We start from the raw sequence: 19322 nt of genomic DNA, 5'->3' as shown, positions 1-19322 counted from the left end.
GAATGCACCCGGGTGGCCGGTTTGTGACAGCGAAAGTTACTTCACGTTCCGTACTGTGAATCCATGCGTCCTACCCCTTGACGCGGGCCCCAGGGTCACGTACCCGAGGCGCGACGCGCACAAATATCGGCCAATCGCCCCAATAGGTGCTCGAAGTTTCCTAAGCTGGTCAAGTGATCTTCAAATCTGTCGGCGATTCCCGGCCATATCCGGAACACGGTTACGTGACTCCCAAGGACTGGGCCTCCGTCGCGCCCATGCAAGTGCGACTGGACGAGCTGGTGACCACCAAGAGCACCCTGGATCTTGCGGCACTGCTCGCCGAGGACTCGACGTTCTTCGGCGACCTTTTCCCGCACGTTGTGCAATGGAAGGGTACCCGCTACCTGGAAGACGGATTGCACCGCGCCGTCCGCACGGCCCTGCACCAGCGTTCAATCCTGCACGCACGTGTGCTCGTGTTGGAAGACTAGGGGACAGGTTGGCACGCAGCAAGGACCCGAACGATTGGCACGGGCACCACATCATCTCCGAAGACGAGTTGGCGAGCCCCGAGTTCACCACGGAGGACCGGATCAAGCGCCGACGGCGCATCCGCCATGGCGTCATCCTGATCTTCGTGGTCCTGATGCTGGCCGCCGCCCTTGTCCTGGCCTACCTGGTCAACACGCGCACCCTCGTCATCGACGCCCTTGAGCCCAAACCGGTTGCCGAGGCTCCCGTTGCCGTGAACGAGGCATGCCCCACCAGGAAATTCAACTACGTCGACCCGGGCAAGATGACGGTGAACGTCCTGAACGCCACCCAGATCTACGGACTGGCGGGGGCCACCGCGACGAAACTGAAAAAACACGGATTCAAGGTGGGCGACGTGGGCAACGCAAACCTGTCCAACGTGCAGGTGGTCGGGGCGGTGACCTCCGGACCCGATGGCTACGCCCAGGCCATGACGCTGCAGCGGCACATCAAGGGCCTGACCTATGTCTACGATGCAAAGCGCCCGGGGAAGACCGTGGACGTGGTCATCGGCACCAAGTACAAGGACCTGGTCAAGGAGGGCTCCGTCAACAAGAAGCCGGGAAAGCTTGGCTGCACCCCGCCGAAGCCAAAGGCAGGCGCAAAACCGTCGACGGCCCCGGCCAAGCCGGAACCGTCGACGGATGCGAAGGAGAACTAGGCGTCAGTTGCAGCCTTCGGGGCCGCAGACCGCGCCGTCGGCAGACGGCGTTCCGAGCATCTGCAGGTTCTCGCCGCCGATTTCCTTCCAGACCTGGCTCAGCGCCTGCTCAAATACCTCCGAGGGCTGGGCACCGGAAATCCCGTATTTGTTGTCCAGGACGAAAAACGGCACGCCGCTGACGCCCAGCTCGCGGGCGCGGACGCCGTCGGCCCGCACCGAGTCGGCATACTTGTCGCCGGCGAGCACCTCGGCCGTTTCCGCCGGGTCCAGGCCCACGGTATCGGCGATGCCCTGCAGGGCATCGCTGTTGCCGGTGTTGATGCCCTGCTCAAAGTGGGCCGAAAGCAGCGCTTCCTTCATCTCGTTGCCGAGGCCGCGTTCCTTGGCCAGGGCAAGCAGTCGCAGCGCGGTGAATGAGTTGGCAACGTGTAGGGCATCGAAGTCGTACTTTAGGCCCTCGCCGGCGGCCTGGGTCGTGACGTGCTCGAGCATGCCGACCACCTGTTCGCTGGGCATTCCCTTTACCTGGGAAAGGTAATCGATTTCGCTGCCCTCGAAATGCTCGGGCAGCGAGGGATCCAGCTGGAACGCATGCCACTTCACATCGACCTTTTCGCCGAAGGGCAGGGCGGCCAGTGCCGTTTCGAAGCGGCGCTTGCCGATGAAGCACCATGGGCAGGCAATGTCGGAAAAAATATCAACGCTCAAGCGGGTTTCAGTCATATCTTGGGCAACAGCGAGCCCGGGGTGCGTATTCCCCGCGTAATGCGGGAACCGATGTGATCCCTTGCGGCGGGGAACGGCCACGACCGTCCGGAAACGACGGGTTCTGCCGGCCTTGGGGAATGGCGTGGCGGCGGATTGCGGGCAAACGGATTAAATAAATCTACGCGTTAGACCTACCGCTGAGATGATGCCCGCTGGTAGTCTCGCTCGCGTCAGAACCCATCCGAAACCCTTCAATGTCGAAAAGTTGAGGAACACCATGAAACACATATTCCGCGGATTCGCGGCCGCCGCAGCACTTGTGCTGGCGTCACTGACCTTGGCCACCCCGGCCCAGGCATACGAAACCTACTCGATGGACAATTCATGGGCCAAGAGCAGTGGCAAGGTGTGGAAAGACGATAACCGCCACTTCGGCTACAACCTGTATCTAACGGATGACGCCAGGGACGGCCACTGCGTTTACTACCAGGCACAGGCAGTCCGCAACAACGCGCCCGACACCGTGTGGACGCGGTTTACCCAAAACGTCTGTGGCTACGGCAACCGCGACAGGTTCTCCAACGCCTCCTACGGTCTCATCTACAGCTGGCAACCGGGAGCCGACGGCTTCCGGGTGCGCGCGTGCAAGGCAGTGGACGACGCGCCCGATCCCTGCGCAACGGCATCGTATGTGGCCACCCGCGGCCAGTGGACCAAGGGCTAGGGAATTCGTCCACGGGACGACTGCGGACGACAGGCGCAAGGGTGCGTTCTTCCGCCGGTTTATGTCCCGCATTGTGCAGGCTGGCCTTGGTGCCGAAGCCCGATCGCCAGCCGGCCGCACATGGTGTTCCATGCCAATTGCGGCATGGGACGAAACTTGACAGGGACCCCCGAGCCGCGAAGCGGCCGGGGGTCCTGTCATCGGGATGCCCGCGGGATTGGACCGGCTAGCGCGTTTCGGCGGGAACGTAGTCGCGCCCGGTTTCGTCGACCAACTCGGCGCGCACATGGCCCTTGCCGCGGACCCAGACCTTGTAGGCGACAAACAGGAGCGCGATCCAGACAACCCCGACCACCAGGGCGACGCGGGTCGCGGGGATGATGCCCAGCAGCACGATCACAAAGCCCATGAATGCCAGCGCGGCATAGGACGCCGCGGGCCACCAGGGAGAGGGGAACTCGGAGGCCTGGAGGTTCTCGCGCGCAATGGTCCGCTTCATGGAGATGTGCGAGAGCAGGATCATCACCCACACCCACACGGTGGCGAAGGTGGCGATCGAGGCAATGATCAGGAACAACGACTCGGGCAGCAGTGCGTTGAGCACCACTCCGGTCAGCAGGACGATGCCCATGGTCAGCACCGTCATCCAGGGGACACCGTTGCGGGAGATCTTGGCGAACGAGGCGGGGGCGTGGCCCTGCTGGGACAGCCCGAACATCATGCGCCCGGCACCAAAGATGTCGGAGTTGATCGCCGAGATGGCTGCGGTGATGACCACCGCATTGAGGATGTGTGCCGCCGCGGGAATGCCCAGGTTGTCGAAGATCTGCACGAAGGGGCTGCCCTCGGAACCGACCTGGTTCCACGGGTAGATCATCATCAGGATGCCCAGGGTGCAGACGTAGAAGAGCAGGATGCGCACCGGCACGGTGTTGATCGCCTTGGGCACGACTGACTTGGGGTTCTCTGCCTCGCCGGCGGTGATGCCAATGGTCTCGATGCCGCCAAAGGCAAACATCACGATCGAGAAGGAAGCCAACAGGCCCCAGAAACCGTTGGGGAAAAACCCTCCTGCTGCAAGCATGGTGCCGATGCCGGGGTTCGCCTCGGCGGGAAGTCCGAAGCCGAAAAGCACGATCAGCACACCGCCGGCGATCATCGCGATGATCGCCGAGACCTTGATCAGGGAAAGCCAGAACTCGGTCTCGCCAAAGACCTTGACCTTCATCAGGTTCAGCGCGGCGATGAAGAAGACCACGGCCAGGATCCAGATCCAGCGGGGGACGTCCGGGAACCAGAAGCCCATGTAGATGCCGAATGCGGTGACGTCCGCAATCGCCACGATCGCCATCTCGAAGGCGAACGTCCAGCCGGTGATGAACCCGGCGAAGGGGCCGAGGTACTTGGAAGCGTACTGGCCGAATGAACCGGAGACCGGGTGGCGAACCGCCATCTCACCCAGCGCGCGCATCACCATGAAAACGGCCGCGCCGCCGATCATGTAGGCCAGCAGGACCGCCGGTCCCGCGGCCTGGATGGCCGATGCGGAACCGTAGAACAGGCCGGTACCGATGGCCGAACCGAGGGCCATGAACCGGACGTGGCGGACGTTGAGTCCGCGGGCAAGCGCCTGGGCAAATTGGGGCACGAAAACAAACCTTTGGTAGGAAGGGGGTCATTCAATGGTAAGTCGGGGGAATGATTCGGCCATGATCCCGTGGCGCGTATCACCTGCCGCCGGTGCGTGGCCCGCAGCCACTCACCGGCGAACCGGGGATGTCGGCCGCGCGGGCGGTAAGTGCGCCGTTTGGCCTGCTCACTAGACTGGGGACGGAACCGGGTGCCGATTTCCAGGGGCATCCGGCACCGGCAATCGAGACGGTGCCCCGGGCGGAGCGCCGCTTCGCCCGGGCGCGGATGGGGGAGAAGCTACGTGGCACGCTCATTGGGATGGCGGGGAATTGCCTATGCCAGTGGATTGACGGCAGTCGCCGGGTTCGTGGACGGAGTGGCGTTCATCCACTTCGGCGGGTACTTTGTCTCTTTCATGAGCGGCAACTCGACCCGCTCGAGCGCAGGACTGGCGGAGGGAAACCTGCTGCAGTGGGGGTTGGCCATGGGCCTGGTGCTCGGTTTCGTGCTGGGAGTCGTCGCGGCGAGCCTGGCCAGCCAGGTCCCCTCGGTGCACCGGCGCGGGGCGGTGCTCTCGGTGTCCTCGGCGTTCCTGCTGGCCTCGGCCCTCACCACGCTGGGATCGGCCGGCGGGGCATGGACCGCCGTGCTGATGGCCATGTCCATGGGGGCGATCAACGCGACATACACGCGCCGCGGCGAGGTCAGCGTCGGGTTGACCTACATGACCGGCGCCCTGGTGAAGATGGGGCAGCACCTCGCCGCGGCCCTGGCCGGCGGCCCCAAGTGGGCCTGGCTGCCGTACGGCGCGCTCTGGGCGATGATCACGCTCGGCTCCTTGGTCGGCGCCTTCCTCTACCTCCAGGTGGGCCTTCCGGTGCTGTGGCTCGCCGCTGTGGCCCTGGTGGCCTGGACGGTCGTCGCCTTCGTGCGCGACAGCCCGGGCCGGATCTTCGGGATCCCGCGCTAGATTGCCCCTGGACGATTCCCGCGGGCGTGGCGCCCATGCACCTGGAAGTAGAGGACGATGCCGAGCACCGCAAGTACGGCGAGGCTTCCGAACATGCCGGTGTATCCCAGGTGCGGGATGAGCAGGCCCAGCGCCACGGGCCCGAAGCCGATCCCGACATCAAGCATCAGGAAGAACGTTGAGGTTGCCACCCCCAGTTCGGCCGGTGGCACCGAGGACACGGCGATGGCCTGGGCGCAGGGCATCAAGGCGCCGAAGCCGAAACCAGTCAAGGCCGCGGCGGAAGCCACGGTCAGGCTGCTCGGGTCGAATGCAAGCGCAGCCATGCCCAGGGCAAACACCACCAGCAGGGGGTACATGATGGCGTTGTCGCCGCGGCGGTCCTGGATGCGTCCGGCAAAGAGCCGGGATAAAAGCACGGTGACGGCGTAGACCATGAAGAACCAGCTGGCCGCCTCCGTCATGGACTTCGAGATCAGGAACGGGGCCAGGAACGAAATGATGCCCGAATAGGCGATGCCGCAGACCAGGATGACCAAGGAGATGGGAAGTGCCGCCGGGCTGATGATGGAACGGATGAAGCTGCCGCGCCGGGCATGTGCCGTGGAGAGGTGGGTGGGGCGCTGCGGTTCGGGCATGCGGACCAGCAGCGTGAAGAGCAACGCCGAAGCCGAGAAGATGGTGCAGAACACGAAGACGGAGGTGTAGTTGCCGCTGCCGGCAAGCAGTACCGCCAGGAACGGTCCAACAGCGGTGGACAGCGTGGTGGACAACCCGAAGTAGCCGGTTCCCTCGCTGCGCCGCGCTTGGGGAATGAGCGACTGGACGGCGGTGGCAATGGCGGTGTTGGCCATGCCGAAAGCCATGCCATGGACCAGGCGCACGATGAGCAGAAGCAACAACGTGCTGCTGAGGAGGTAGAAGACTGAAGACAGGGCAAAGAGGCCGAGGGCGAGGACGGCAAGCCGTTTTCGTCCCATGACCTGCAGCATTTTTCCGGCAAAGAGCCGGGCAACGACCGAACCGATGACGAAGGCGCTCGAGGCCAGCCCCGCGGCGCTGTCGGAGGCCTGGAACCTGTCCACCGCATACAGCGCCATGGAGGTCATCAACAGGTAGAAGACCATGGAAATAAAGAGGTTGGCGACGGCGGCGAGCAGGAAATCCCGTGTGAAGAGTTTCGTTGGCGGATCGTGTGGCTGGCTCACCTGGCTCCTTTTGGGGGTTCTACTGCGTCCGGCCCCGAGGCGGACCCATCTCCCATTATCGTTCGTCGAACGAGCCGAATTCGGCATTTGGCGACGTCGGCAGCGGTGCCATTGCCGACAACAGGGGGAGGGATGAACCACTTTTGGATGGCCGCGACATTAAATAACGATCGTCCCCGCCTGAGACAGCTCTGCCGGTGGGGACGATCGAAGTCTGTGAGGTTGATTCTTGGTGGCGGGATCCAAGGGGTGGTCGCGTCATTGCGCTGGCCCCTCGACCCCGTCACCGAAGATCAATTATTCGGTGGCCTTCTCCGTTGACTTGGGGAAGGTCGAAATCCATGTGGTTGATTCCTGGTGGCGGGATCCAAGGGGTGGTCGCGTCATTGCGCTGGCCCCTCGACCCCGCCACCGAAGATCAGTTACGCTGCGGCCTTTTCCAGTGACTTGGCCTCGCGCAGGTAGCGGTTGTACGCCTGGACGGTGAGGAAGGTCGGGAAATCCTCACGCAGGGCGCATGCCTCGAAGATCTCGCGGGCATCCTCGAAGCGGTCACCCTCGAAGCGGGAGAGCTTCTCGAATTCCTCCTCGGTCATCGACTCGACCCAGGAGCGGGAAACCAGTTCACCGGTGTCGGTAATGGCTGCCTGTTGGATCCACTGCCAGATTTGCGAACGCGAGATCTCGGCGGTCGCGGCATCCTCCATGAGGTTGTGTATGGCCACGGCGCCGTTGCCGCGCAGCCAGGCTTCCATGTAGCGGATGCCTACCTCGATGTTGTTGCGGATGCCGTCCTCGGTGATCTTGCCCTCGGTGCCGGCGATGTTCAGCAGCTCCTTGTCGTCGGGGATGACGTCCTCGCGGGTCCGCTCACGCTGGTTGGGGTTGCGGCCCAGGACCGAGTCGAAGACCTCGCGGGCCACCGGAACCAGGTCCGGGTGTGCCACCCACGAGCCGTCGAAGCCGTCGTTGGCCTCACGGGTCTTGTCGGCGCGGACCTTCTCGAAGGCCACCGCGTTGATTGCCTCGTCCTTGCGGTTGGGGATGAAGGCAGCCATGCCGCCGATGGCCATGGCGCCGCGTCGGTGGCAGGCACGGACCAGCTGCTCGGTGTAGGAGCGCATGAACGGGGCCGTCATGGTCACCATGCCGCGATCCGGGAGCACGAAGCGCGGGCCGCGGGAGCGGAAGTTCTTGATGATGGAGAAGATGTAGTCCCAGCGGCCGGCGTTCAGCCCGGAGGCGTGATCGCGCAGCTCGTAGAGGATCTCCTCCATTTCGAAGGCAGCGGTAATGGTCTCGATGAGCACCGTGGCGCGGATGGTGCCCTGCGGGATGCCCACCAGGTCCTGCGCCAGGACGAAGACGTCGTTCCAGAGGCGCGCCTCCAGGTGGTTTTCGATCTTCGGCAGGTAGAAGTACGGTCCGCGGCCCTGGGAGATCAGGCGCTGGGCGTTGTGGAAGAAGTGCAGTCCGAAGTCGACCAACGCACCGGAGACCGGCTTGCCGGCAACCAGGAGGTTCTTCTCCGGCAGGTGCCAACCGCGCGGGCGGACCACGATGGTGGGCAGGTCGGTGAGCTTCTCACCGGACAGCTTGTATTCCTTGCCCTCGGGAGAGGTGAAATCGATGGCGCGGTCCAGCACCGCGCGCAGGTTCAGCTGACCGTTGATGACGTTGGACCAGGTGGGCGTGGAGGAGTCCTCGAGGTCGGCCAGCCAGACCTTGGCGCCGGAGTTCAGGGCGTTGATGGCCATCTTGCGGTCGGTGGGGCCGGTGATTTCCACGCGGCGGTCCTCCAGCCCGGGGGCGATGGGTGCAACCTTCCAGGACGCGTCGTCGCGGATGGACTTGGTCTCCGGGCGGAACTTCGGGTCCGAGCCGTTGGCGATCCGCGCGCGGTTGAGCTGGCGGGTCTGCATGAGTTCCGCACGGCGTCCGTCGAAGGCCTTGTGGAGCTGCGCCAAGAAGTCCAGCGCCTGGGGCGTGAGGATCTCTTCCTGCCGGCGGACTGGGGCAGCGACCAAAGTAATACCGTTCAGGGTGATTGGATCGTTCATGGCTGTGACTCCTTCTTGAATCAAAAGTGTGTGGGTGGGAAGTGTGCCTTGATGCCGGTGGGCCAAGGCGGGGTGTGGCCCGGTGGGGCCGACCGTGGTTGGTCGGCCCCACCGGTGCCGAGGGCGGGAAACCGCCCGGGGATATCTAGTGGAACTGTCCGGCTTCGGTGGATCCGGCCAGGGCCAGGGTCGAGGCGTTCGGGTTCAGCACGGTGGCGATGTCGTCGAAGTAGCCGGTGCCGACTTCGCGCTGGTGCTTGGTGGCCGTGTAGCCGCGTGCCTCGGAGGCGAATTCCGCTTCCTGGAGTTCGACGTAGGCGCTCATGCCGTCACGGGCATAGCCGTGGGCGAGGTTGAACATCGAGTGGTTCAGGGCGTGGAAGCCGGCGAGGGTGATGAACTGGAAGGTGAAGCCCATGGCGCCGAGTTCGCGCTGGAACTTGGCGATCGTTGCATCGTCCAGGTGCTTCTTCCAGTTGAAGGAAGGTGAGCAGTTGTAGGAAAGCATCTGGTCCGGGAAGTCGGCCTTGACCGCCTCGGCGAACTTACGGGCCAGTTCCAGGTCCGGGGTCCCGGTCTCCATCCAGATGAGGTCGGAGTACGGTGCGTAGGCCTTGGCCCGGGCGATGCACGGTTCGATGCCGTTGGTGACCTTGTAGAAGCCTTCGGCAGTGCGCTCGCCGGTGATGAACGGCTTGTCGCGGTCATCGACGTCCGAGGTGATCAGGGTGGCTGCCTCGGCGTCGGTGCGGGCGATGACGACCGACGGGGTGCCGGCGACGTCGGCTGCCAGGCGGGCGGCGTTCAGGGTGCGAACGTGCTGCTGGGTCGGAATGAGGACCTTGCCGCCGAGGTGGCCGCACTTCTTTTCCGAAGCGAGCTGGTCTTCCCAGTGGACGCCGGAGGCGCCGGAGGAAATCATCGACTTCATCAATTCGTAGGCGTTCAGCGGGCCGCCGAAACCGGCTTCCGCGTCGGCCACGATCGGGACGAGCCAATCCTCGACGGACTTGATGCCCTCTGCGTGCTCGATCTGGTCGGCGCGAAGCAGTGCGTTGTTGATGCGGCGCACCACCTGCGGAACCGAGTTGGCCGGGTAGAGGGACTGGTCCGGGTAGGTCTGGCCGGAGAGGTTGGCGTCTGCGGCGACCTGCCAGCCGGAAAGGTAGATGGCGCGGAGGCCGGCCTTGACCTGCTGCACTGCCTGGTTGCCGGTCAGGGCGCCCAATGCGTTGGTGTATCCGCCGGACGGCGCTTCCTCGGTGAGCTGCTTCCAGAGCTTCTGCGAGCCGCGCTTGGCCAGAGTGTGCTCTTCCTGCACGGAGCCCTGGAGCTTGACGACGTCGGCTGCCGAGTAATCACGAGTGGTGCCGGACCATCGCGGGTTGCTTGCCCAATCCTCTTCGATTGCTGCGATGCGGTTCTCGGTTGAGTTTTGCTCGGTCATTGCCTTCTCCTTGCTGGATTGCCGGTTGCCGGGCCTGGATCGTCTTCGTGATCCCGGTAGGTTGTTCCGGCGTTCTTTCTGCGTAGGAACTACATTTCCGCACTTTTCCAGAGCCAGCTAGAGGGTATTGATGGAAAGATTTGCGTTTCTTCGCGAAATCTAAATTTGTGGCATCGCGCACACCAATCGAGGCCGTTAAACGAAAAATGCCACCGGCGCGGGTGGAAGACGCCGAAGAAGCCGGCGATATTCGAGGGACGGCAAGAACCTGCCATTTGTTGATGGGCAAACAGGCAGGCGGGCGCCATGCCATTCGTGCATGTTCTGAGGGAAGCAATGCCCCCGGGGCCGCTAGGGCCCGTCCATGCCGGGGTGCGGCCGGTGAAGCGGTCTCAGTCGTTGCCTGTGGCGGCCCGCCGCGTTTTGGCGGCCACCTGCCGCGGCGTACCGGTGCCGTCGATGATATGCCAGCCCCTGGCCAACGCAATCTCCAGATAAGCCTCGCGCGCCGACCGCAAATAGGAAAGGGTTTCGCTGTCCTCCCCGCGCGCAAGGATCCTGGCGTGGGCGACCTCGGCGGGGACATCAATCAGGATGACCGCATCCGGTTCCGGCAGTCGGGAGAGCAGCCACGGCAGCAGGACCCCCTGGGGCAGTCCGCGGACCGAGCGCAGCACCAGCTGGCACGCCACGTGGCGATCCATGACGGTGGTGCCGGCAAATCCCGAGGCCCGGGCGTGGGAGGCCAGGACGTTGGCCAGGCGCACAACCGACTCCAGGCGATCTGCCCACGCCGGCGTCAGTGCGGTTCCGAAGCGTCCGGCCACGCGTGACATCCAGCGGCGTCCGGCCGGGTTGCGTAGTAGTTGCGCCTGCGTCCCGGATGCCTGTAGTTCGGCCGCGAGCGTTGTCCCGACCGTGGTCTTGCCCGCCCCGTCGATACCCAGCAACACCACGGTCCGGGGGCGCGACCGTTCGTTCGCGTGGGCATCGGCATGACGCGGATTCGGTAGCGTGTCGGTTGTCGTGGTCGTTGCGGGGGACATGGCTGGCAATGGGCTCCAGGGGTCGGTTGGCCGGGTTCTCTACCCGGTTCAACGGCCGGGCCGGACGAATCGATGCCAACCCCGCACTGTGCGTTGCCTGTGAATGGACGCCGTTTCCGCGACGGAGGGGTCCCACCGGCACGCCACCCGGAGCGCCCCGGTGGGACCCCGCACCGCTCTCATTTGCCTCTCACAGCTACATCATCCTGCTCTCACAAGGCATTTCTAATGTTGGGAGCATGATCCGCCGCATTCTTCTCCTGCTCGTCGTCCTGGCCGTTCCGGCCGGACTGGCGACCGCCAGCCAAGCGCTGGCCAACACCGCCAACCCTCCGCTGCCACATCAGCATCCCATCGTCGTCGAGCTGGCATCCCCGCCGACCTCGACCGCTCCGGCCCAGTCCAGGGGGCACGAGCATGGCGATGACTGAGAACCTGGAGCGGCAGGGTTCGGCCGTGTCGGCGCGCTGGAGGATCGTTGGCTGGATCGTGCTGACCACCGCCCTGGCACTGCTCGCGGTCACCGTGACCATGCGCTCGGTCATGTCGGGACAGGTTGCCGAGGCCGCCAACGTGGGAGTCGTGCAGGAAATCGAGGAATTTCGCACCTTCGCCGCCGAGGGACTGGACCCGCGCACCGCGCGGCCCTTCACCTCGATGGAAGCGCTGATGGAGCGCTATCTTGCCCGGCAGCAGCCGCTGGCCGGCGAGGCGATCGTCGGGGTGGCCGGCGGCAGGGTGCTGGCCGCGCAGGGCCTGGCCGATGGCTCCGGCGACATCCTGGCCGGCGACGCCGCCCTGGTGGACCGGATCCTGCGCGATGCGCGGACCGCCGGGGTCTACGAAAGTGCCCACGGGACGGTGCGCTGGGGCAAGGCCGAGGCCGTTGCCGCCGGCGAACCGGCCACCATCGCGCCGGAACGCCGGGCGCACCTTCTTGTCGCCCAGTTCACCGGGGCAGCGCAGGAAGAGGCAAACCGGCAGGCAGTGCTGCTCTTCGGCGTCGCGGTGGGCGGGCTGGCGCTGACCGCCGGGATCGCCTGGCTGGTCGCCCGGCAGATCATGCGGCCAATCCGCACCGTGCGTGAAACCGCCGAGTCAATCACCGCCCACGACCTCTCCGCGCGCATCCCGGTTCAGGGCAGGGACGACCTGGCCCGTCTGGCCGAGACGCTCAACGCCATGCTCGACCGCATCGAGGGCTCGCACCTGGCGCAGCGCCACTTCATCGCCGAGGCCCGCGAACACCTCAACGAACCCCAGCGCCTGCTTGCCGCGGCACTGCGGGACCTGGTCGACGGGGATATGCCGGGGGCCGATCGCGCCCGCATCGCCTGCGGCGCCCAGCAGCTGATCGCCCGGATGGGACAAACGCTCGCAGACCTCGACGTGCTGGCCCAAAGCGGGAATCCGGGCTTCGTGAAGCCAGCCCGCGTCCCGGTCTCAGAGGTGACCGCTGACGTTGCCGCCGAGGCGTCCACGCCCGGCGCCCACCCCGGGAGGCACTTCCGGATCGAGGAGACGGGCCGGGCCGAGGCGTGGCTGGATGCCGCCCGCATCGCCGATGCGGTGCGCCAGCTCGTTGACAACGCCGTGGCGCACACTTCCCCGGGGGACACCATCGGCATCGGATCCTCGGTCGCCGACGGGGCCGCCAGCTTCTGGGTCGCCAATCCGGGCCCGCCGCTGGACCCCGAGCGGGCCCGCGCGCTGCTTGAAAGCTACCGCAGCACCGAGGGCACGGACCCCGGCATGGGCCTTGGCCTGGCCGTGGTCAAGGCCGTTGCCGAGGCCCACCGGGGCATCGCCTGGGTCGAATCCGGGGACGGGGCCCAGACCCGCTTCGGGCTCACCGTGCCCCTCGACGCCCTGGTGCCCGCCCGCGGCGCCGACGACGCGTTCGCCGACCGGATCGCCACCACGCTGGGGGAGGAATCATGAAATCCACCGACACCGCCGAGACCCGGGCCGGCACCGCCGCCCCGGCCCGGTTCCGCCATGCAACGGCAGCCCCGGCCTCACCGGAGTCGGCCCCCGCGGCCCGCCCCCGGCCCATGCGCTGGAACCGCCACCGGATCGCTGGCCTGCTCGCCGCCGCGCTGCTGGCCGTCTTCCTGATATGGTGCGCCGTCAGCGCCTTCGGCCCGGCCGCCGGGGCCGGAAACGCGCTGCCGGCCCAGGGCGCGCTGACGCTGGCGGTCTTCGCCGTCGCGATCTGGCTGTGGATCTTTTCCCCGGTCGGCGACACCTACGTCGCGCTCGGTGCCGCACTGGTGCTGGTGCTGATGGGAGTGCTGCCCGAGGACGTGCTTTTCGCCTCGCTCGGCGAGGACACCATCTGGCTGCTGCTGGCGGCGTTCGTGATTGCCGCGGGGATCACCGCCACCGGTCTGGCCACGCGGGCGGCCGCCTACATCGTTGCCGGTGCCCGCAGCCCCCGCCAGCTGGTCCACCTCACGACCGGGGTGCTGGTCGCCACCGCGTTCGCGGTGCCCTCCACCTCCGGCCGGGCGGCCCTGGCCATCCCGGTGTTCATCGCCCTGGCCCGCGCCCTGCACGAGCGCCGCCGGGTGGTGCTGGCCCTCTCCCTGGTGTTCCCCTCGGTCATCCTGCTCTCCGCGGTCGCCTCCTACCTGGGCGCCGGGGCACACCTGATCACCAGCCAGATCCTCACCGCCTCCGGGTATGAGGGCTTCTCCTTCGCCGGGTGGCTGCTCTACGGGCTGCCGCTGGCCTTCGTCTCCTCGCACCTGTGTGCCGAGCTGGTGCTCCGGCTCTTCACCCGGCCCGCGGACCGGCGGCTGCCACTGGCCGTGGGCATCGGGCAGCTGCAGGAACACTCGCCGGTTCCGCTGTCCGGGCCGCTGACGGTCGCCCAGTCCCGTGCGGCCCTGCTGGTCTGCGGCGTCGTGGTCCTCTGGTGCACCGAGCCGCTGCACCACCTGCACCCCGCCATCGTAGCCTTGCTCGGCTCGCTGCTGGTGGCCAGCCCGGGCTTCGGCTCCGTGCCCCTGGCCAAGGCGCTGAAGGCAGTGCCCTGGTCGATGCTCATCTTCATGGCCGCCACGCTGACCCTGGGCACCGCGCTGGTCGGCACCGGGGCGGCGGCCTGGCTGGCGCGCAGCGTGCTGGGCCCGGTCGACTCGCTGGGCGCCGCAGCACCGTGGTTGTTCACCGTGCTGGTGGTGTCCATGTCCGCAGCTGCGCACCTGGTCATCCAGTCGCGCTCGGCCCGCTCCGCGGTGCTGATCCCGCTGGTCGTCTCCCTGGCCCCGGGCCTGGGGGTCAACGCGGTCGCGATCGCCTTCGCCTCCACCGCCGCGGCCGGCTTCTGCCACACGCTGACCAGCAGTGCGAAGCCCGTCAACCTGTTCTCCGACATCGAGGGAGTAACGACCTACGAACCCGCGGACCTGCTGCGGCTCAGCGCAGTGCTGGGCCCGGTCATGGTCGCCCTGGTGCTGGTCTTCGCCCTCTGGATCTGGCCGGCCATGGGCCTGCCGCTCTTCCTCTAGCCACACACCCACCCCCAATACCTTCCCCAATAGTTAAGGAACCACCATGTCCAACGCCCTGCCCCGCCGCATCCTCGTTGCCCCCTCCGGATTCAAGGAATCCCTCGACGCCGCCGCCGTCGCCCAGGCCATCGGCGCCGGCGTCCGCCGCGCCCTGCCCGGCGCGGTGGTCAAGGCCGTCCCGATCGCCGACGGAGGGGAAGGCACCGCCGAGACCCTCGCCTGCGCCACCGGCGGCAGGCTGGTCCCGGCCCGGGTCACCGGCCCCGTCGGGGAACCGGTCGACTCCCACTACGCGATGCTTGGGGGCGAGGCCGCCGGCACGGCCGTGGTCGAGATGGCCGCGGCCGCCGGGCTGCGCCTGGTCCCGCGCGACCAGCGCGACCCCGGGGTGACCACCAGCCGCGGCGTCGGCGAACTCATCGCCGCGGCGATCGATGCCGGCGCGCAGAAGGTGCTCGTCGGCTGCGGCGACTCCGGAACCTCCGACGGCGGCATGGGCGCGCTGCAGGGACTCGGCGTGCGGATCCTTGACGCCGCCGGGCGCGAGGTCCCGGCCGGCGGCAACCACCTGTCGCGCATCGACCGGCTGGATTTGGCCGGACTGCACCCGGCCATTGCCGCGGGCACCGTGGAAATCACCCTGGCCCTAAACCAGCACAACGTGCTCACCGGAAAGCGCGGGGTGGCCCGCGTCTTCGGCCCGCAGAAGGGCGCCACCCCCGAGCAGGTCGAGGCCATGTCCGCCGGATTCGAGCACTGGGCGGCGGTGCTCCGCCGCGATGCCCTGGACTCCGCCCGGGACACCGACTTCGCGAACGCCCCGGGAACCGGCGCCTCCGGCGGGCTCGGCGCCGGGCTTGCCGCCCTCGGGGCGGTGCTGATGCCGCGCTTCGAGGCGATCCTGGACTCCGGCCTGGCCGGCATCGACCTGGACGGGCTGCTGCGCGGCGCGGACCTGGTGATCACCGCCGAAGGGGCCATCGACTTCCAGACGCCCCGGGGCAAGGTCCCCGCCGAGGTCGCGCGCCGCGCGGCGCTGCACGGGGTGCCCGTGATGGCGCTGGCCGGGACGCTGGGCAAGGGCTGCCGCGACGTCCACGACATCGGGATCGACGCGATCGCCTCCATCGTCCCGATCCCGATGACCCTGCAGGAGGCCGTGGACGACGGGGAGCGCCTGCTCATCGAGGCGGCCGAGCGCTTCATGCGCACCATCATCCTGGGTGCATCCATGGCGGCGGCCCGGCTGAGCCCGCGCGACGCCTGGTAGCGGAAGCCCCCAGCAGGTACGCCCACCTCGCGCCGGCGGAGCGGTGCCCTGTGCATTGCTCTACAAGACGTAGGGCGTGCGGCCCTCTTCAGTGTCATCCGCGGGGTTGAAAAGTGACTCGAGCTCGGAAATGAGCTGGTTTGCGCGTTCCGGTTGAGTGCCCGCGCCGGCCTGTGAACGCAACTGGTCGAAGAGCAGGGGGAGCTGAAGTACGCGTTGTTCCGCGTCCCAAGACTCCCGCCATTCCGCATTGTCCTCGAACCGGTTGCCCTCCGCGAAGATTAGGTACTCGACGTCGTCGACGCGTAGCTCTTGACCCGGTTCGCCACCGAGTCCGGCAGACCATTCATTGAGACTCTCCAGAAACATGCGGTAGCTCGGGGCATGCCAGAAATCGACGATCAGCGGGCGATTCGGTACATGGGTCCGGAACCACCGGTACACGACGGCATCCATTACCGGTGCTGGCCGGTGTTTTGTGTCTTGCGCGGTAAGAAAATAGATGTATTTCGTCCCGAACGCGGGTCCAAGCCATTTCAAATAGGAGCGGGACTGTCGCCGACGGTCGGCGATCAGTTCGAAGGCAGCGAGACCGCCAGCTTGCTTCGCTTCCTGAGCTACCTCAAGGAGCTCTGATTTTGCCTCGGCGCGCTCTAGGACTCGTCGAGTCCGAAACGGTCCGTATCCGACGGGACCATATCCCCAGAGCATCGAGAGCAAGAAGACCTGCACCGCTGTGTCCTCGTCGACGACATCCGGGGCCGCCGCGATGGCCTGAGTTCGGTCCATGCGGTCTGTTCCTAAGGACGCCAGGAATGACGCATATTCAGGGAGATGCCGGGACCAAGATTCGGTGTTCCAGCGTGATTGGGCCTGCGTTGGTCGGCCAGCGAGATCCCAGCGGTGAAAGGTCTGGATCAGGACTTCGGGGACTGTCATGTACTTAGCCAAGCACACGGAGGTGAACAGGGTTTGGGCCTCGTCTCTTGGAGGTATCTTGCGCTCGGTTCCGAGGATGGCGCGATCATTGCGCCCCGTTGACCGAGGCGGCTCCACCTATGACTTACCAAACCACGTCGATGAGAAAGACCCTACGATACGTAGGTAACCGAAGCGAACGACGCGGTGTCCCGGCTGCCCGCCTGAGGGGACGGAGCCGACATTCCCCGGAGACGGTCCTTTTGTGTCCGCCCACGTGGAACTCTTCTTCTTGAGGATCGCCGTCTCGTGAAACGTGCACGAAACACGTGCTGGACGACCGTTACAGGGCGGAAACGCGAACGAAAATGGCCCGGCATTCCGGGTTGTTAGCGTGGCACACATGACACAGACAACCAGGCCGCAAGCAGCGCCCGATTCCGCCGGTGCGGCGGTCGCAACCATCAAGGAATCCGTCAAGGACCGCGCCGTCGGCCTCGCCCATGAAGATGACGAATCCCCGTTGGCGTACCCGGCCCACGTCAGAATGACATTTTTCGACCCTGCGCTGTAATGAAAGTTTCTGCGGTTTGCACCACGGGAGAACTTTCACGTAGATTGTGACAGCAGTCACAACAAAATCGCCGTTGACGCGTGGCGGGAGAGTCCCGTTCACACCATGGACGGGCGCCGTAGGAGCAATTCCTCCCCAGGAAACTCTCAGGCACCCGTACCGCCACGAAGAGGCGAATCTGGAAAGAAGCACGGTTACGTTCGTGCTCACCGAAGGAGCAAGTCCCGACCCCTTGCGGGCCGGGATGGAAACTCTCAGGTACGTCAACAGATTGGGGAGGATCCAAGAACAGTGCGGCCTGTGCCGCGCTCGATTCGGGAGTTCCTCCATGACGCCAACCACCCACGCCACTGCCCGGTCGCCCTTCGGCGCGCCCGCCGGCCTGTCCCGTGAATCCGCGCAGCGGAATCACCGGCTTGCCGTGCGCCGCGCCGAATGGCCCTCCTGCAAGTGCGCCGGCTTGGGAATGGTTGCCTCGGAGAACACCGTGAAGGCCCCACTCCAGGGCCTCGCCACCGTCGGCGACATCCGTTAGGGAGTCGTCAATGGCACGCCACCGAAGCACCGGCACCAATCTGGAAGGCAACAGCATGAGCAAGAACAGTTCCGCGCCCCACCTCGAACGTGGGCTCTCCAACCGCCACATCCAACTGATCGCGATCGGCGGGGCCATCGGCACCGGCCTGTTCATGGGCTCCGGAAAGACCATTGCGGTGGCCGGGCCGTCTGTCATCTTCGTGTACATGATCATCGGCTTCATGCTTTTCTTCGTGATGCGCGCGATGGGCGAATTGCTGCTGAGCAACACCAACTAAAAGAACTTCTCCGACTTCGCCGGGGACATCCTGGGCCCGTGGGCCGCACTTCACCGGCTGGACCTACTGGTTCTGCTGGGTGGTCACCGGCATCGCCGACGTCGTGGCGATCTCCCACTATGTGGCGTTCTGGTGGAAGGACCTGCCGCTGTGGATCCCCGCCGTGGCCTGCATCCTGCTGCTCGTGGCGCTCAACTTGCCGAGCGTTAAGAACTTCGGCGAAACCGAGTTCTGGTTCGCCCTGGTCAAGATCGTCGCCATCGGCGCACTGATCGTCGTCGGATTCGAAAACAACGGCGCCACCGCCTCCTTCGCGAACCTCTGGAGCGACGGCGGGATGTTCCCGACCGGCTTCATGGGCTTCGTCGCCGGCTTCCAGATCGCCGTGTTCGCATTCGTCGGCATCGAGCTGGTGGGCACCACCGCCGCCGAGACCAAGGACCCGGAGAAGACCCTGCCCAAGGCGATCAACTCCATCCCGGTCCGCATCCTCTTCTTCTACGTCGGTGCCCTGGTCATCCTCATGGCGGTGCAGCCGTGGAAGCTGTTCAGCGCCGCGGAATCCCCCTTCGTGGGCATGTTCGCCATGGCCGGCCTGGCCGGTGCGGCAGGCGTGATCAACTTCGTGGTGCTCACCTCCGCGACCTCCAGCGCGAATTCAGGGATCTACTCGACCTCCCGCATGATGCACGGGCTGGCCGAGGAAGGCGACGCCCCCAAGGGTTTCGCGAAGCTCTCCCGCACCAAGGTCCCACGCAACGCGCTGCTGTTCTCCTGCATGTTCCTGCTCGCCGGCGTGGCGCTGCTTTACGCAGAGGGCGGCGTGGCCGAGGCGTTCACCCTGGTCACGACCATCTCGGCCCTGTGCTTCATGTTCGTCTGGTCGATCATCCTGATCAGCTACCTGGTCTACCGCAAGCGCCGCCCGCAACTGCACGCGGCCAGCAAGTTCAAGATGCCCGGCGGAACGTTCATGCCCTACGTGGTGCTGGCCTTCTTCGGCTTCATCCTCTGGGCATTGACCACGCAGGCCGACACCTTCTCCGCGTTGCTCTTCACCCCGATCTGGTTTGTGGGACTGGGGATCGGCTACGCGATCCTGCGCAGCAAGCCGAAGCACGCCGAGCTGCGTGCCATGCACGGAGCCAAGGTCGCCCAGGAGCGCATGCTCGCCGCGTCGTTCAACGCCGGCCCGACCGTCGAGGCGGAGCTGAAGGAGCCTGCCGGGCGATGACGCCGGGCGCCACCGGGC

17 protein-coding genes, 1 pseudogene and 1 riboswitch are annotated in these 19322 nt (G+C 66.0%); of the genes and pseudogenes, 11 read left to right on the top strand and 7 right to left on the bottom strand.

What is annotated here, in order from left to right; genetic code table 11:
• The first annotated feature begins 173 nt into the window (after nucleotides 1-173).
• Both KRR55_RS09300 and KRR55_RS09295 read left to right on the top strand, forming a co-directional pair.
• A complete protein-coding gene (locus tag KRR55_RS09300) occupies nucleotides 174-473 on the top strand; it encodes a type II toxin-antitoxin system VapB family antitoxin (protein WP_217388812.1) in 300 nt (99 codons plus the stop codon).
• 8 nt (nucleotides 474-481) lie between these two features.
• Entirely contained in the window at nucleotides 482-1177 is a 696-nt protein-coding gene (locus tag KRR55_RS09295; protein WP_217388811.1) for a LytR C-terminal domain-containing protein, read from the top strand.
• A 3-nt stretch (nucleotides 1178-1180) separates the two neighbouring features.
• Here KRR55_RS09295 and KRR55_RS09290 read toward each other — a convergent pair whose 3' ends face one another.
• Nucleotides 1181-1888 carry a DsbA family oxidoreductase gene (locus KRR55_RS09290; RefSeq protein WP_217388810.1) on the bottom strand — a complete coding sequence of 236 codons (708 nt, stop codon included), beginning with the start codon at nucleotides 1886-1888 and terminating at the stop codon, nucleotides 1181-1183.
• Between the two features lie 277 nt (nucleotides 1889-2165).
• Here KRR55_RS09290 and KRR55_RS09285 point away from each other — a divergent pair, with 277 nt between their 5' ends.
• A complete protein-coding gene (locus KRR55_RS09285) occupies nucleotides 2166-2612 on the top strand; it encodes a hypothetical protein (RefSeq protein ID WP_217388809.1) in 447 nt (148 codons plus the stop codon).
• Between the two features lie 226 nt (nucleotides 2613-2838).
• Here the strand turns inward: KRR55_RS09285 and KRR55_RS09280 are convergent, their stop codons facing one another.
• Nucleotides 2839-4203 carry an amino acid permease gene (locus tag KRR55_RS09280; RefSeq protein WP_254456060.1) on the bottom strand — a complete coding sequence of 455 codons (1365 nt, stop codon included), beginning with the start codon at nucleotides 4201-4203 and terminating at the stop codon, nucleotides 2839-2841.
• A 342-nt stretch (nucleotides 4204-4545) separates the two neighbouring features.
• Here KRR55_RS09280 and KRR55_RS09275 point away from each other — a divergent pair, with 342 nt between their 5' ends.
• A complete protein-coding gene (locus tag KRR55_RS09275) occupies nucleotides 4546-5214 on the top strand; it encodes a YoaK family protein (protein WP_217388807.1) in 669 nt (222 codons plus the stop codon).
• Here KRR55_RS09275 and KRR55_RS09270 read toward each other — a convergent pair.
• The 4 genes from KRR55_RS09270 to KRR55_RS09255 all read right to left on the bottom strand — a co-directional run bounded on the left by KRR55_RS09270 (nucleotide 5211) and on the right by KRR55_RS09255 (nucleotide 10975).
• A complete protein-coding gene (locus KRR55_RS09270; RefSeq protein ID WP_217388806.1) occupies nucleotides 5211-6422 on the bottom strand; it encodes an MFS transporter in 1212 nt (403 codons plus the stop codon). The two genes, KRR55_RS09275 and KRR55_RS09270, sit on opposite strands and share 4 nt — an antisense overlap.
• Nucleotides 6423-6844: 422 nt before the next feature.
• Nucleotides 6845-8482: a malate synthase A gene (gene aceB / locus KRR55_RS09265; RefSeq protein WP_217388805.1), complete on the bottom strand. Its 1638-nt coding sequence runs from the start codon at nucleotides 8480-8482 to the stop codon at nucleotides 6845-6847.
• Nucleotides 8483-8627: 145 nt separating this feature from the next.
• On the bottom strand, nucleotides 8628-9929 hold the full coding sequence (aceA, locus tag KRR55_RS09260) for an isocitrate lyase (RefSeq protein WP_217388804.1): 1302 nt from the start codon (nucleotides 9927-9929) through the stop codon (nucleotides 8628-8630).
• Between the two features lie 392 nt (nucleotides 9930-10321).
• Nucleotides 10322-10975: a dTMP kinase gene (locus KRR55_RS09255; protein WP_217388803.1), complete on the bottom strand. Its 654-nt coding sequence runs from the start codon at nucleotides 10973-10975 to the stop codon at nucleotides 10322-10324.
• Between the two features lie 239 nt (nucleotides 10976-11214).
• Here KRR55_RS09255 and KRR55_RS09250 point away from each other — a divergent pair, with 239 nt between their 5' ends.
• From KRR55_RS09250 to KRR55_RS09235, 4 genes are read left to right on the top strand one after another with little or no spacing between them, the layout of a single operon-like run.
• Entirely contained in the window at nucleotides 11215-11406 is a 192-nt protein-coding gene (locus tag KRR55_RS09250) for a hypothetical protein (protein ID WP_217388802.1), read from the top strand.
• A complete protein-coding gene (locus KRR55_RS09245; protein ID WP_217388801.1) occupies nucleotides 11399-12916 on the top strand; it encodes a sensor histidine kinase in 1518 nt (505 codons plus the stop codon). Before KRR55_RS09250 ends, KRR55_RS09245 begins: the two co-directional genes overlap by 8 nt.
• On the top strand, nucleotides 12913-14490 hold the full coding sequence (locus KRR55_RS09240; protein WP_254456041.1) for an SLC13 family permease: 1578 nt from the start codon (nucleotides 12913-12915) through the stop codon (nucleotides 14488-14490). The genes KRR55_RS09245 and KRR55_RS09240 overlap by 4 nt, the downstream gene beginning before the upstream one ends.
• Before the next feature lie 46 nt (nucleotides 14491-14536).
• Complete coding sequence (locus tag KRR55_RS09235; protein WP_217388800.1) at nucleotides 14537-15763, top strand: glycerate kinase family protein; 1227 nt, start codon at nucleotides 14537-14539, stop codon at nucleotides 15761-15763.
• Between the two features lie 60 nt (nucleotides 15764-15823).
• Here the strand turns inward: KRR55_RS09235 and KRR55_RS09230 are convergent, their stop codons facing one another.
• Complete coding sequence (locus tag KRR55_RS09230; RefSeq protein ID WP_336245080.1) at nucleotides 15824-16702, bottom strand: 8-oxoguanine DNA glycosylase OGG fold protein; 879 nt, start codon at nucleotides 16700-16702, stop codon at nucleotides 15824-15826.
• A gap of 382 nt (nucleotides 16703-17084) precedes the next feature.
• On the opposite strand from KRR55_RS09230, the gene KRR55_RS09225 reads away from it, so the two are divergent.
• The 3 genes and pseudogenes from KRR55_RS09225 to KRR55_RS09215 all read left to right on the top strand — a co-directional run bounded on the left by KRR55_RS09225 (nucleotide 17085) and on the right by KRR55_RS09215 (nucleotide 19304).
• Entirely contained in the window at nucleotides 17085-17255 is a 171-nt protein-coding gene (locus tag KRR55_RS09225) for a hypothetical protein (protein ID WP_217388798.1), read from the top strand.
• 74 nt (nucleotides 17256-17329) lie between these two features.
• Nucleotides 17330-17427: riboswitch (glycine riboswitch) on the top strand.
• A gap of 156 nt (nucleotides 17428-17583) precedes the next feature.
• Nucleotides 17584-17790, top strand: a complete 207-nt coding sequence (locus tag KRR55_RS09220) for a hypothetical protein (protein ID WP_217388797.1) — start codon at nucleotides 17584-17586, stop codon at nucleotides 17788-17790.
• Nucleotides 17791-17845: 55 nt separating this feature from the next.
• A pseudogene (locus KRR55_RS09215) lies at nucleotides 17846-19304 on the top strand (amino acid permease).
• Nucleotides 19305-19322: the final 18 nt, after the last annotated feature.

Source organism: Paeniglutamicibacter quisquiliarum (assembly GCF_019084045.1).
Classification (GTDB): domain Bacteria; phylum Actinomycetota; class Actinomycetes; order Actinomycetales; family Micrococcaceae; genus Paeniglutamicibacter; species Paeniglutamicibacter quisquiliarum.
The sequence above is the reverse complement of the archived record's forward strand: the minus strand, read 5'-3'. Positions and strand labels throughout refer to the sequence as shown.